Here is a 13,941-nt window from a genome sequence, read left to right as displayed (position 1 = left end):
TTAAAGGTAATGAAGCGGATAGCTGAAGTGCTGAATGCTGACCGCTGAATGCTTATAAAAATTGAGGTAAAAAAACATGGCTTATGTAGCAGTAAAAGGTGGAGAAAAAGCAATCAAAAATGCCGAAGCACTATTGCAAGCTTTACGGCGGGGAGACACCAATATTTCTGAACTAAGTTTAGAGCAAATTAAACAACAACTTACCCTCGCAGTTGATAGAGTTATGTGCGAAGGTGCCCTATATGATCGAGACCTAGCTGCTTTAGCAATTAAACAATCATGGGGGGATTTAGTTGAAGCAATATTTTTATTAAGAGCATATCGAACTACTTTACCAAGACTTTATTATAGTCAACCATTGGATACTAGCAAAATGAAGATTCGACGGCGAATTTCTGCAATATTTAAAGATATTCCCGGAGGTCAATATTTAGGACCAACTTTTGATTATATTCATCGACTATTAGACTTTAAATTAGCTGCGGAAGGAAATAACTATACTGCTCCTCAAAGCCAAAATTTAAACATAGATGAAAACTTTCCTAGAGTAATGAACATTTTAGAGAAAGAAGGATTAGTTTGTGAGGAAAAAATAGAGGATGATAAACAACCTTATGACTTAACAAGAAAACCTCTAAAATTACCCGCAGAGAGAGACGCGAGATTACAAAATTTAGCTCGTGCAGATGAGGGTTTTTTACTTAGTTTAGGATATTCGACTCAGAGGGGTTATGGTCGTACCCATCCCTTCGCCGGAGAAATTAAAATGGGCGAAGTTGAGGTGTTTATTTTTCCAGAAGAATTAGGTTTTGAAATAGCGATCGCTGAGATTACTATTACTGAAGCTGAAAATGTAAATATGTTTACAGGTAGTAAGGAAGCAGCACCACAACTTACCCGTGGTTACGGTTTAACTTTTGGCTATAACGAACGAAAAGCAATGTCAATGGCGTTAGTGGACCGTGCTATGCAAGCTAAAGAATTGGGGGAGGAAATACAAGGACCTGCTCAAGACCCAGAGTTTGTTTTGTATCACTCAGATAATGTTCAAGCTCAAGGGTTTGTACAACATTCAAAATTACCTCACTATATTGATTTTCAAGCAGAAATAAATTTAATTAGAAAGCTACGGAAGGAACACATTTAATAATTAATAATGAATAATTAATAATGAATAATTAACAATTATCTATCCTTGAAAAGAAGAGGATTGACTCAAAGGAAATTTTTTTCTTTTTTCTCCTTTAAAGGAGAGGCTTTAAAGCATAATTATTCGGTAAGTGGTATTGATATTTTTTTCGGAGATAAATATAGCCAACAACAGAAAGGAATACTTGGTACAGGAGCAAGATGCTCCCACTGTTCTTGTAATAAAAATAATGACAATGCACGACCATTACAATACACCACCACCTGATATTTAAGTTATTTATTCTGACTCCTGACTCCTGAGTCCTAATAACAGTTTGATAAATGTTTGCTACGAATTTCTGTTGCCTGTTGCCTGTTGCCTGTTGCCTATTCCCTATTCCCTATTCCCTATTAATTTAAATTCTGTATATGTTAAATAACCAAAATCTAGAAAGCACAAATGGCAAAGTAAATAACTCACCAGAAAATGGTTTTAACTTTGCCTATTTAGATGAACAAACAAAACGTTCTATTCGCCGTGCTTTACTCAAAGCAGTCGCCATTCCTGGTCATCAAATACCTTTCGGTTCCAGAGAAATGCCAATGTCTTATGGATGGGGTACGGGTGGCATTCAAGTTACAGCTTCAATCATTGGAAAAAAAGACATTTTAAAAGTAATTGACCAAGGAGCAGATGATACAACAAATGCAGTAAATATTCGTCGTTTTTTTGTGAAAGTTTGTGGAATAGAAACAACAGAAAAAACTACAGAAGCAACAATTATTCAAACCCGCCATCGGATTCCTGAAACTCCACTTCAGGAAGGTCAAATTATTGTTTATCAAGTGCCTATCCCGGAACCATTGAGATGGTTAGAACCCTCTGAAAGAGAAACTAGAAAAATGCACGCTTTAGAAGATTATGGAGTAATGTATGTAAAATTGTATGAGGATATTACGAGGTTAGGGGATTTTGCTACGACCCATGATTATCCAGTAATGGTAAATGACCGTTATATAATGAGTCCGACTCCTATCCCACGATTTGATAATCCTAAAATGAATTATTTACCTGCTTTACAACTTTTTGGCGCGGGAAGAGAGAAGCGAATTTATGCAATACCTCCTTATACTCAGGTGAAAAGTTTAGATTTTGAAGATTATCCTTTTACTGTAGAAAAATGGGATAAAGCTTGTGAGTTGTGCGGTTCTAAAGAAAGTTTTTTGGATGAGATTTTGATAGACGATCAAGGGAATAAAATGTGGGTTTGTTCTGATACAGATTATTGTAATCAACGACAAAAACAACTTGAAGAAGGAAGAAGGAAAAAGGAAGAAGTAAAAAGTGGATGAGCATAGTCTTTAATACAGCACTTCCTGTCTGATAACCCCAACCAATTTTCATTAATGGATAATGGATAATTACCTCGGGTTTTAACCGTTACGGAATTGAATATAAGGAAATATCCTAGCACTTTTTTTCCCCTTGAAAGAGGAGACTAATAAAGCTGAATTATTTAATTAACAATTATTAATTATTAATTATTCGGTAAGCACCGTTTCAAGAATTGATAATTGATAATTACCTTTCTCTAAAAGGAAGAGAATTAAATAAATAAAAGGTAAGCATTCAGCTATTAACTGTCAGCTATAGCGCAAAAAGACTCTCTCCTTAAGGACAGTGTTAAAATGTAAGCATTCAGCTATTAGTGGTCAGCTCAAGCGCAATAAAAATAAATGAACCAAGTATTTGCTTTACTTCTACTACATTTTTAAACTAAGAATTGAAGCACAAGAACAACGGGCTTAAATTGTCCATTAAAGGTAATAAAGCTGACAACCGATAGCTGACTGCTGTTTGCGCAGCATTCCGGAGGAAATGCTTACATAAAAGCTAAATTAAAACTACATCATGGTGGATTATGGAACCATTATTAAATGTTGAAAAGTTGAGTAAGTTTTATAGAAATATAAAAGCTTGTGACCGTGTTTCTTTTAATCTCTATCCTGCCCAAGTTTTAGGAATAGTAGGAGAATCAGGTTCAGGTAAATCTACTTTATTAAATGCTATTGGAGGATATATACCAATTGAGGACGGAAATATCACCTATACTACTTCTAGCGGAGAAGTATTAACACTCCCAAAACTATCAGAAACTCGTCGTCGTTTATTAATGCGAAATGAATGGGGATTTGTTCAACAAAATCCTCGTGATGGTTTGCGAATGAACGTAACTGCTGGAGCAAATATTGGCGAACGTTTAATGAATATAGGAGTAAAAAATTATGGAAAAATTCGGGAAGAAGCAGCTTATTGGTTAAACCAAGTAGAAATAGATATTAATAGAATAGATGACTTACCAAAAATGTTTTCTGGAGGGATGCAACAACGTTTACAATTAGCTCGTGTTTTAGTCACAAAACCCAGGTTAATATTAATGGATGAACCTACTGGAGGTTTAGATGTTTCGGTACAAGCTCGTTTATTAGATTTAATTCGTTCTCTAGTGCGAAATCTCAGTTTAAGTGTAATTTTAGTTACCCATGATTTAGGGGTAATTAGATTACTTGCTCACCGTTTATTAGTAATGAAAAATGGGCAAATTGTTGAGTCTGGTTTGACTGACCAAGTATTAGATGATCCTCAACATTCTTATACTCAACAATTAGTTAGTTCAACATTAATTCCATGAGTTATATCATGTCCGGCAGCATCAGTATTGTAAGCGTGAAGGTAAGGAAGAAGTAAGAAGGAAGAAGGAAGAGGTAGGAAGGTTTAAGAGCAAGAAAAAAACTTTAATTTCCTGTATATATTCACGCTTTTGTTTACACAAACGCGCGCCAACGGACATAATATTAAGGAAGAAAGAGCGAAGAAAAAAAATCTGACAAAAGTCAAAATTACATCTTTTTTTGTCCTGTTTTATCTGATGTGCATCTTGATATTTTCCCTATTCCTGACTTCTGCCAAAATTTGACTTTTACCTATTGCTATATTTGTTAAATTTTTTGAATTTACCCAACCTACGGGAAACAAATTTTTCAGAATCAGCATTTCACGGTACTCAAATATGAAAAATTATTTATGACTACTCAACTACTAACAACTAATCATCAACTAGAAAATAGTGTGGTCGAAACTTCTCGACTACTCAAAGCACAAGCAAAGTAATTAGGAAAAAATTCTCATCCCTTTGCTTGCTTCAGTAATATGACAATCAAAAACAACTATACAGTAGTTGAATATTGACTAAGGAATTATCAAATTATCTAGTCTCTTTTGAGTTGACCCAACATGGTGAGAAGCAAATTTTTCAGCATTAGTATCTCACCTGACTTAGAGATAAGAAATTATTGATGACTACTCAAACCCTAACAACTAATCATCAACTAGAAAATAGTGTGGTCGAAATTTATCGACTACTCAAAAAAACAGCAAAATAATTAGGCAAAAATTATCATAATGATAGGTTTCGTTAAGAGGATAAATCATCTCACCAAAACCTATAAAGTAGTTAAATATTAGGTGAATAATTATCAAATTTTCTAGTTTCAGTCATCGCAATAATTTGACTTTTAACTATTGCTATCTTTGCCATATTTTTTGGTTTTACCCAACTTACGAGAAACAAAAAAAATCACCATCAACATCTCACAGTACTCAAATATGAAAAATGATTTATGACCGAAAAATTATGGTTAATAGCCTCCCTTTTTCAAGGGATGAGAAAACAGAATATTCCAGATTTAAATCCTCTTGCTTTCCTACGGAATGCTGCGCAAACAGCAAGATTTACTGATAACTGATAACTAATAATTGATAACTGAAATGACTACTCAACCACTAACAGCAAATAATCAGCCAGAAAATACTTTCCCAGAAAACTCTTTATTATTAAAAGCAGAAGCATTAGAAAAAAGCTTTACTTTACACAACCAAGGCGGAGTAAAATTATCAGTCTTAAAAAATATTTCTCTCAGTTTAACAGCAGGAGAATGTATTGCTTTATCTGGTAAGTCTGGTTCGGGAAAATCTACATTTATGCGTTGCCTTTACGGTAACTATCGAGTCGATAAAGGTTCGGTTTTAATCAAACATAAATCTACCTGGGTCGATCTTCCTAAATTAGCACCCCATCAAATATTAGAAGTACGAAAAAATACTATTGGTTATGTTAGCCAATTTTTACGAGTAATTCCTCGTGTGCCAGCTTTAGAAGTAGCAGCAGAACCTTTATTAGAATTAGGAATTGAGCCAAAAGTAGCCTATCAAAAAGTGGCAGAATTATTCGATATATTGAATTTACCAAAACGTCTTTGGCATCTTTCTCCTACTACTTTTTCTGGAGGTGAAAAACAACGAATTAATCTCGCCAGAAGCTTAACAGTTGATTATCCAATTTTATTATTAGATGAACCAACATCAGCTCTAGATTCTGTCAATCGTCAAGTAGTAATTGAACTTTTAGAAAAACGCCTAGTTAATGGGTGTGGTTTAATCGGCATTTTCCATGATGAAGAAGTAAAAAGAAGACTTTGTACCAGGGAAATTATGTTTGGAATTTAGTTAATATATATCTCCATAAAATAGGGAGTAGGAAGTAGGAATGTTGCATGAAACGTCCGTACAGAGTAGGGGAAAATAATTGATAATTTATGTACGATAATTGATTTTATTTTTGATTTTTGGAGATGTCTAATGAAACCTAAGCATTCAGCCGTCAGCTATCAGCTATCAGCTTTTTTTTATTACCTTTAAAGGAGGAAAAAGTGATTGAGAGATTTCCAATAATTAGTTGAAAATGTATGATGAAGTTAAGCCGATGGTTGCTTTATGAATTAAAAAGCTGTTTGCGTAGCATTCCGCAGGAAATGCTGACATATTAAGGGGTATTATTAAGCCAGAATCCAGTGATAATTAAATATTACAAAAGCATGTTCCTTTGACGTTAAAGTCTATATTCATTTAAACACTTCGTTCAGGGGAGATTTTTATGACTGATAATGGCTGAATGCTTACAATTAAACTTAAACAATTTTCAAGCCCAAATACTGAATTTAAACCATTTTTCATTGAATAATGTCATTTTTTGACTATTGGGTAGTTTTTATTAAAAACAACATCTAGAAAAAGAAAAAAATGAGAAGGTTGAAAGTTTTGTATTTTATCGCAAAAGAAAGTTAGAGTTTATGAAAAATTAGAAACTATAGAAGATCAATAATTAACCTTAATTAACCTTCTGCTTTTTGCCATATTTTTACCGAATAATTAAGGTAAAAATCCTCTCCTTTAAAGGAGAAACAAGCGGTCGTTAGCGCAGCTTCCCGAAGGGTGGGATGGCGATCTTCGGAGCGGGTCTGCAAGAACGGGTCTCCTCGCCATATCCAATCGACCAAGAGAGAAAAAATTTCTCTTTTATTCAATCCTCTTTCTTTTAGAGATAGGTAATTATCAATTATCCATTTCAATTATCAATTATTGAATTCTCTTCCCTCTCAGGAATGAAGAGAGTTAAACATCACCATTCAGTCATTAGCAGTCAGTTTTCAGGAATTAGTAGTTTGAGGATTTGAGTAATATTGAGTCGCGAGCAAGTAGCTTATTTATTTTATACTTTTAATTCTGTTAAATATTTCAACTTTGATTCCTCCTTCAAGGGCAATTAAGTTAATAGCTGATTGCTGATAACTGACACCTGAATGCTTACAGTTAAACTTCATAATCAATAGTAATTTTCTCTGCCAAAATTGGCTTAATCAAAGTCTTAATAATTTCTTGATGATAGGCATTTTTTGCATAAGCATCAAGAGCAACTTGATCCTTAAATTGCACTACTAAACCATTTTGAAAACCTTGAGAAAGCTCCGAGAAATTATTCCCACAAGATATATCAATTATTTCCGGGACTTTCCCTTTCATTCCTTTCAAAGCAGACATAACCGAAGTAATATTTTCTGCTGAAGTATCTGGATGCCACTTAAATAAAACTATATGTACTATCATATAAATCAATCTTTCAAAACTGCTCCTGTATTTTAACAGAAATAGAGGTTACTATAGAGAAACTAAAAATTCCAATTGGTTAATTTAAGATTAACTGTTGATTAAATAAATATGAACGAACAAATTTACACAAACTATCGCCTACAGTTACCAGACCAAGAAACTATTGGTACTCTCATAGTTCGTGATGGAAAAATAGCCGAAATTCAGCCAGGAATTGTTAATATTGGTCAAGATGGTCAAGGAGAATATTTAATGCCTGGATTAATAGAACTTCATACAGATAACCTAGAAAAATGTATGTCTCCTCGCCCTGCTGTAAAATGGCCTTTAGCAGCAGCAGTATCTTACCACGACCGAGACTTAATTACTTCTGGAATTACAACAGTTTGTGACGCGATCGCCATTGGAGATATTAAACCTAATTCTGTTCGAGTTAAGCGTTTTGGTGAAATGATTGAAGCTATTTTTGAGGGGCAAAAAACAGGTAGACTTCTGACAGATCATCGGCTACATTTACGTTGTGAAATTTCCTTTGAAGATATATTTACTGCTGCAGAAAAATATGCAAATAATCCGTTTCTTTCTCTCATGTCTTTGATGGATCATACTCCTGGTCAAAGACAATTTGTGAGTGTGGAAAAATATAAAGAATATTACATGGGTAAGTATGGAATTAGCGAAACAGAAATGAATAAATTTATTGCCCATCGTCAGGAAACTCAACAACAATATGCTCCTAAAAATCGTCAAGCATTAGTTGAATTAGCAAAACAAAATGGAATTTCCCTAGCTTCTCACGATGATGCAACAATAAGTCATGTGCAAGAAGCTTTAGAGAATGGGGCAGTTTTAGCAGAATTTCCAACTACTTTAGAAGCGGCAAAAGAAGCTCATAATTCTGGATTACAAGTATTGATGGGAGCGCCGAATTTAGTATTAGGAGGTTCTCATTCTGGAAATGTATCTGCAATGGAATTGGTAGAGCAAAATTTAGTAGATGTAATTTCTTCAGATTATGTACCTCGGAGTCTATTACAATCTATTTTTATTATTAGTCATAAAATTGGTAAACCTTTATATGAAGCTATGAAATTAGTTACAATTAATCCAGCTAAAACTATTAATTTATCTCACGATAGAGGAAGTTTAGAAGTTGGCAAACGTGCCGATTTAATTACGGTACATGATGATGGTATAGTCCCCCATTTAACTTCAGCGATCGTTAATGGCCGTCGTGTTGCTTAAACTGTTGATTTTACAGAAGGGAGGATTTTTTTAAGTCTTACTTCACGGAAATTTTGCCAAAATTAAATGTAAAATCAATCAAGTATTTTAGGCTGTAAAAATTTGTGGGCTAATTCCCCTTAACAAAATTTCAAAACTTAGTATGAAGGTTGCTATGGTAAATTTTCACCCTAGTCAAAAAATCTAGTTAATGGTTAAAAAAGTCATAATTTCACTGAAATAGATAACCCTAAAAAACACCATCAAATAACGGTAAAATTTCATTGACTAGAATTATAAATTCAAGAGTAAATCTGTTTTAATTAACCCCTAACAACTAATTATACTAATTCCCAAAAATAATGCTATACTTCATGAAAAATTCAGTTATTAAGTAATAATAATTGTTAAGTAATGTTTGTAACGATTCCCGGTATTAAACCAAAATATCTTATTTGTTTGAACCCTACTCCCTACTCCCTAACCCTCAAAGATATGTAGCAATACTTTTGATATTTGGTATTATTTTTTATCACTTATAAATACACAATGAAAATGAAACCCAATATAAAAACAATCATTCAAATTCTTTCCTCAAAAGGTCATATTCAATATAATCAAGAATCTATTAGTCAACTAGAACACGCTCTCCAATGTGCTACTTTAGCAGAAACAGAAAAAGCCAATAATGAACTAATTGTGGCTTGCTTATTTCACGACTTAGGACATCTAATTCACGACTTAGGAGAAGATGCTGCAAACAAAGGTATTAACGACAATCACGAATATCGTAGTATCAAATATTTAAAACATTTATTTGGAGAAGCTGTAACAGAACCAATTCGCCTTCATGTTGAAGCAAAACGTTATCTTTGTGCAACAAAACCTAACTATTTTTCAACTTTATCACCAGCTTCTCAACAAAGTTTAGAATTACAAGGAGGAGTATTTTCTTCTGATGCTGCTGCTCAATTTATTCATCAACCCTATGCAAAAGATGCAGTAAAACTAAGAATTTGGGATGACCAAGCTAAAGTTGTTGGTTTTAAAACTCCAGATTTAAAACACTTTACTCAGATAATTCATCAAACTATAGATAATTTAGCAATATAGTGTTTCTCAAGTTACTAAGGTACAGTTTTTTTCTTCCTTTCTACTCCCTACTCCCTACTCCCTACTCCCTAAAAATTATGAATTTTGTACCTCAAACTTCTTGGAAATTGCTATATTGACAATTGATAACTATAGCACTACGTCTTTTGGTATTTGACAATAAATTTTAGTTGTAAGGGAACAAGGAATAGAGGAATGTCCGCGCCCTATTTGCGTAGGGTTATAGTAAATTTTCCTATCAACTTAAAAGAGGAAATTTACCCTTGATATAACTCAATAACTAAATTTATTAACTTGTCTGTTTTTATCAGTGTCATGTCACTCTAGATTTTGGTAATGAATTTATTTATTTTTAGACAGTAAAAGATAAATTTATTCAAGCTTGAAATAACGTTGTTTCCTCAAGACAGAAAATTGCACAGTTTAGAATGAAACAGCACTGTGTTTTTATCTATAAAAAATTTGATTTAAGATACTATTATGTACAACTTCATATGAATTTGGTATAAATTATTTTAATATCTATTTAACTTTTAACTATAAAGATAGATTTTACTTCTCCTGGCTACTGACTACTTACTACTCAAAATACCCTAAGTATTTATAGTAAAAAATTATAAAAATGGTATAAAAAATTAATTATAATTATCAAAAAACGATGAATAATTTCCCAAAAATCACTCATGTTATTTATGACTTAGACGGTTTACTTCTAGATACAGAATCAATTCATGCTCAAGTAAACCTAGAAATTACCAGCCGTTATGGCAAAATTTTCGACAAACAAACTAAGTGTAAAATTACTGGTAGAAAATCAATTGATTCTGCTAAAGCAATTGTAGAATTATTAGAACTACCCGTCACTCCCGAAAATTATCTTCAACAAAGAAATACCCTCACATATCAACGCTTTCCTCAAGCAAAACCAATGCCAGGTGCAGTTCATCTTACCCAACATTTATATCAAAATAAAATACCTCAAGCTGTAGCCACCAGTTCTTCCAAGGAACCATTTAATTTAAAAACAAAAAATCATCAAGAATGGTTCCAATTATTTAATTATATTATTGTAGGAGATGACCCTAATCTTAAACATGGAAAACCAGCACCAGATATTTTCTTAATAGCTGCCAAAAAATTAGATGTTTCTCCCAAAAATTGTTTAGTATTTGAAGACTCTTTAGCAGGAATGGAAGCTGCCTTAGCTGCAGGAATGTCCGTAGTAGTTGTACCCGATCCTGATATGGATAAAACCTTATTTTATTCCGCCCATCAAATTCTTAATTCCTTAACAGAATTTCAACCCCAATTATGGCAACTACCACCATTCTTTTGAAGAAGCAAGAAGCAAGAAGCAAGAAGGGAAAAGTGGATAAAACCCAAAAAACTTGTAGACACCGTGTAAACGTTGAGGTATTAAATCAATAAAGGAAAAGATAATAATATAACGATGATATATTATCGTTACCTGCGGTGTCCACAATTCATTAGAGTTTAACTAACTATCAGCATTTTCCGTACCGGAATACTCCGCAAACAGCATTTCCAGACCGAAACACTTTTTAATTCTCTATTTATAAGATGGAAAAATTAACCTAAAACCTAAAACCTACAACCCTCTTCAAAACCATATATTTTTGAAAAAGTTATAGTATATCTAAAAATTGACACTTTCACCGTTAAATATCGCGACTATAACGGGAGTCCTCTTTCAACATTTATGATAGTTTTTTATTTATACGAACTCACTAAATAATTATGATATTTACTCAACCTATTCCTTTAATTCGCTCCAAATTCGGCTTTACTCTCCTAATTACGGCAGCTTTCATTCTTTTACAACAACCACTTAATGCTCAATCTGAAAATTCCGCAGAGCAAGAAATTCCGATTCAAGTTTCACCAGAAAACTCTACAGATCCACAAAACCTTCCTTCTTCTCCAGTTCCAATACAACCCACACAACCCGAAAATGTTCGTCCTTTAAATGAACAAAATAGTCTTCTCAGTCTTCAGGGAGGACAACGTTTAATGAGTGAAGCTGACAATGCCATTGCCTCAGAGAATTATGATTTAGCTAGTCAGAAACTTCAAGAAGCTCGTCAAATATTTAATCAACTTTCTAATTTCTATAGTCAATTAGCTGCTAGTTTTTCTGGTATAGATAATCGTCTGGCAGATGACCAACGTACCAAGGCGTTGGACACTGCTCAAATGAGAGACCAGGCCACTTATCAATTAGCTTTAGTCCACCGGGCGCAAAACCAACCTGAATTAGCAGTACCATTACTTGTTCAAATTATTAGCTCTCAGCAACCCACTCGCGATCTAGGAAAAAAAGCCTACCAACAATTACTAGAATTAGGATTTGTTGATATTCCCTATCCTAGATCCTCTGGAGAGAATCAACCTCCTAACTCATCCCAGTCTCTTAATTAATATAGCAAGGAACGAGTTAGTGTTTTACTTATGTTAATGATGAACCATAAGACACAGAAATACTTTTCCTACTGTTGCCTGTTGCCTGTTCCTTGTTCCCTGCTATATGTAGAATAACAGTAACTTTACAGTGGAAGAACAATGAATTTAGAAGAAGTTGAATCAATGATTAAAGCGGAGTTGCCAGATGCTCAAGTACAAGTCCAAGATTTAACCGGGGGTGGCGACCACTTACAAGCGACTGTTGTTTCGTCTCAGTTTGAAGGAAAAACTCGAGTTAAACAACATCAAATGGTTTATGCTGCTGTACAAGAACCTATGGCGTCTGAAGCTATCCATGCTTTGGCTTTAAAAACTTATACTCCTCAAGAGTGGGAAGCTGTGGGACAAACTTCTTAATTTTTGCTTTTGAGTTACAAAGCTGACAGGATTATTTAGTTATATTAGCCATAATTGATTAACTTTGATAATTTGCCTCAATATATCAGGCAAATTAATAGTATCTATAAATCAAACAGTACTCGGCTATTTAGTTACGGTAAAGATATCAGCCATAGGTTGGTATCAGCTAAATGCTAAATACTTAGATGACCATCTTCTATTTGAGGAAATAGCTATGACTCTAACTCCAGAATTGAAAGCCAGAATTGATAACTTAGTTACTCAGAATAAAATTATGGTTTTTATGAAGGGTAATAAGTTGATGCCCCAGTGTGGTTTCTCTAACAATGTTGTACAAATATTGAATATTTTAGGAGCTACCTATGAAACTTTTGATGTGTTAGAAGATCCAGAAATTCGTCAAGGAATTAAGGAATATTCTAGCTGGCCAACAATTCCCCAGGTTTACATTAGTGGCGAATTTATCGGTGGCTCTGATGTGATAATTGAAATGTTCAATAAGAATAAAGAAGAACTAGAGCAAAAGGTAGCAATTGCTTTAGACTCTTAGAGAATCTGCATTTGTCAATCTAAAACTATTAAAAAAAAGAATGAAGGGCGTTATTCAATACCCTTCATTTTTAGATTTAAACTACTGTAATTTAGTAATAATCTATTTCAGTTTCAGTTTGTAATGCTGGCATTTCAAAATTTGAAGGGTCGTATATGTAGCGAGTTGTTTCTTCCTCCAATCTATTGATTAAAAATGGTTCGATCGCTTTTGAGATTCTCAAAGATGCTAGGTAGCCATCTAAATATATACGCATCTCCTCATAGCGGTAACCACGGTTCCACATTTCGACGAGGGCGTCAGTGAGTTTTTGATAGTGGCGAATTGTTAGAGCGTCGGTTAACATGACCTTTTTATTCTCAGAATTAATGGTTATATTTTCAGTTAAAACCTAGTCTTTAGGTTAATGTAATTTGATTTTTAGTGCAACTTCTAGTGTTTTTTTTTAGATTAGTGTTAATTAACTATAAAGTTGGTATTACAAATTACAGGAACACTTATAGCTAAACATTTTCTTGACTATTCTTTTTGCTGCTTTTATTTTAAAACAATTTCCTCAAACCCCTCAACTCTTTAGTAGACTTATAAATCTATTGATTACCAGTCCATCTTATTTCTACAATAGATTTATTGTAGTTTCCGCTAATTTTCAAAATAAATTCAAAAATATTGAGTTGGAAAAAAAATAAAATGTGTGATATAGTGAAATATTGAATACACTAGATAACTTTGATTTTGGTCGTGCAAAATATTAGGAATTAGGGAAAATTTTGCCTGGAACACCGTTGATATAGGCTAGATTTTGATAGCTGTAAGGCCAATAATTAATTGACAATTGATTCATCGCACATTGAGAAGAAGTCAGAAGAAAGAAGTAGTAATCAACCGAGAAAAATTCAGTAGGAGGTTTTACCGCAAGGAAGTAAAAGTTGATTAGTTTTGATTAAAGTATACTTGTGGGAAATCGCTCAAAAATAATCACTGTTAGTTTTGCAGAGGAAATATCTAAGCAGTGACCTATGTTACAAAACTCTTACTAGACTTTATGTTAACTTAGTAGTAGCTAATTATAGGA

14 protein-coding genes are annotated in these 13,941 nt (G+C 33.4%); 10 read left to right on the top strand and 4 right to left on the bottom strand.

Annotated elements, in window-relative coordinates; genetic code table 11:
* Positions 1 to 76 precede the first annotated feature (76 nt).
* The 3 genes from F6K27_RS13470 to phnK all read left to right on the top strand — a co-directional run bounded on the left by F6K27_RS13470 (position 77) and on the right by phnK (position 3,824).
* Entirely contained in the window at positions 77 to 1,147 is a 1,071-nt protein-coding gene (locus tag F6K27_RS13470; RefSeq protein WP_287276130.1) for a carbon-phosphorus lyase complex subunit PhnI, read from the top strand.
* Positions 1,148 to 1,560: 413 nt separating this feature from the next.
* Positions 1,561 to 2,484, top strand: coding sequence for an alpha-D-ribose 1-methylphosphonate 5-phosphate C-P-lyase PhnJ (locus F6K27_RS13465; RefSeq protein ID WP_287276128.1), 924 nt, complete (start codon positions 1,561 to 1,563; stop codon positions 2,482 to 2,484).
* A gap of 569 nt (positions 2,485 to 3,053) precedes the next feature.
* Positions 3,054 to 3,824, top strand: a complete 771-nt coding sequence (gene phnK / locus F6K27_RS13460) for a phosphonate C-P lyase system protein PhnK (protein WP_287276126.1) — start codon at positions 3,054 to 3,056, stop codon at positions 3,822 to 3,824.
* Between the two features lie 230 nt (positions 3,825 to 4,054).
* On the opposite strand, the gene F6K27_RS13455 is transcribed toward phnK, so the two are convergent.
* Positions 4,055 to 4,186 (bottom strand): hypothetical protein, encoded by a 132-nt coding sequence (locus F6K27_RS13455; RefSeq protein ID WP_287276124.1) that lies wholly within the window; start codon positions 4,184 to 4,186, stop codon positions 4,055 to 4,057.
* Between the two features lie 774 nt (positions 4,187 to 4,960).
* Here F6K27_RS13455 and phnL point away from each other — a divergent pair.
* Complete coding sequence (gene phnL, locus F6K27_RS13450; RefSeq protein ID WP_287276122.1) at positions 4,961 to 5,698, top strand: phosphonate C-P lyase system protein PhnL; 738 nt, start codon at positions 4,961 to 4,963, stop codon at positions 5,696 to 5,698.
* Positions 5,699 to 6,363: 665 nt separating this feature from the next.
* On the opposite strand, the gene F6K27_RS13445 is transcribed toward phnL, so the two are convergent.
* Together F6K27_RS13445 and F6K27_RS13440 are read right to left on the bottom strand one after the other, a co-directional pair.
* A complete protein-coding gene (locus F6K27_RS13445) occupies positions 6,364 to 6,600 on the bottom strand; it encodes a hypothetical protein (RefSeq protein WP_287276121.1) in 237 nt (78 codons plus the stop codon).
* 241 nt (positions 6,601 to 6,841) lie between these two features.
* Entirely contained in the window at positions 6,842 to 7,135 is a 294-nt protein-coding gene (locus F6K27_RS13440; protein ID WP_287276119.1) for a Dabb family protein, read from the bottom strand.
* A gap of 111 nt (positions 7,136 to 7,246) precedes the next feature.
* Between F6K27_RS13440 and phnM the strand changes: the two genes are divergently transcribed.
* The 6 genes from phnM (at position 7,247) to grxD (ending at position 12,866) form a co-directional block, all read left to right on the top strand.
* The gene (phnM, locus tag F6K27_RS13435) at positions 7,247 to 8,383 is read left to right on the top strand and encodes a phosphonate metabolism protein PhnM (protein ID WP_287276118.1); all 1,137 of its coding nucleotides are present in this window, start codon (positions 7,247 to 7,249) and stop codon (positions 8,381 to 8,383) included.
* A gap of 534 nt (positions 8,384 to 8,917) precedes the next feature.
* Positions 8,918 to 9,475 carry a phosphonate degradation HD-domain oxygenase gene (locus tag F6K27_RS13430; protein WP_287276116.1) on the top strand — a complete coding sequence of 186 codons (558 nt, stop codon included), beginning with the start codon at positions 8,918 to 8,920 and terminating at the stop codon, positions 9,473 to 9,475.
* A gap of 658 nt (positions 9,476 to 10,133) precedes the next feature.
* Positions 10,134 to 10,811, top strand: a complete 678-nt coding sequence (locus tag F6K27_RS13425; protein ID WP_287276115.1) for an HAD-IA family hydrolase — start codon at positions 10,134 to 10,136, stop codon at positions 10,809 to 10,811.
* Between the two features lie 422 nt (positions 10,812 to 11,233).
* On the top strand, positions 11,234 to 11,914 hold the full coding sequence (locus tag F6K27_RS13420; protein WP_287276113.1) for a hypothetical protein: 681 nt from the start codon (positions 11,234 to 11,236) through the stop codon (positions 11,912 to 11,914).
* A 141-nt stretch (positions 11,915 to 12,055) separates the two neighbouring features.
* A complete protein-coding gene (locus tag F6K27_RS13415; RefSeq protein ID WP_124146784.1) occupies positions 12,056 to 12,313 on the top strand; it encodes a BolA family protein in 258 nt (85 codons plus the stop codon).
* A 217-nt stretch (positions 12,314 to 12,530) separates the two neighbouring features.
* A complete protein-coding gene (grxD, locus tag F6K27_RS13410; protein WP_287276144.1) occupies positions 12,531 to 12,866 on the top strand; it encodes a Grx4 family monothiol glutaredoxin in 336 nt (111 codons plus the stop codon).
* A 91-nt stretch (positions 12,867 to 12,957) separates the two neighbouring features.
* Here the strand turns inward: grxD and F6K27_RS13405 are convergent, their stop codons facing one another.
* Complete coding sequence (locus tag F6K27_RS13405; protein WP_287276112.1) at positions 12,958 to 13,212, bottom strand: DUF6761 family protein; 255 nt, start codon at positions 13,210 to 13,212, stop codon at positions 12,958 to 12,960.
* Positions 13,213 to 13,941 lie beyond the last annotated feature (729 nt).

It is taken from the genome of Okeania sp. SIO2F5 (assembly GCF_010692685.1).
Lineage (GTDB): Bacteria > Cyanobacteriota > Cyanobacteriia > Cyanobacteriales > Microcoleaceae > Okeania > Okeania hirsuta.
This window is presented reverse-complemented; position numbering and strand designations above follow the sequence as displayed.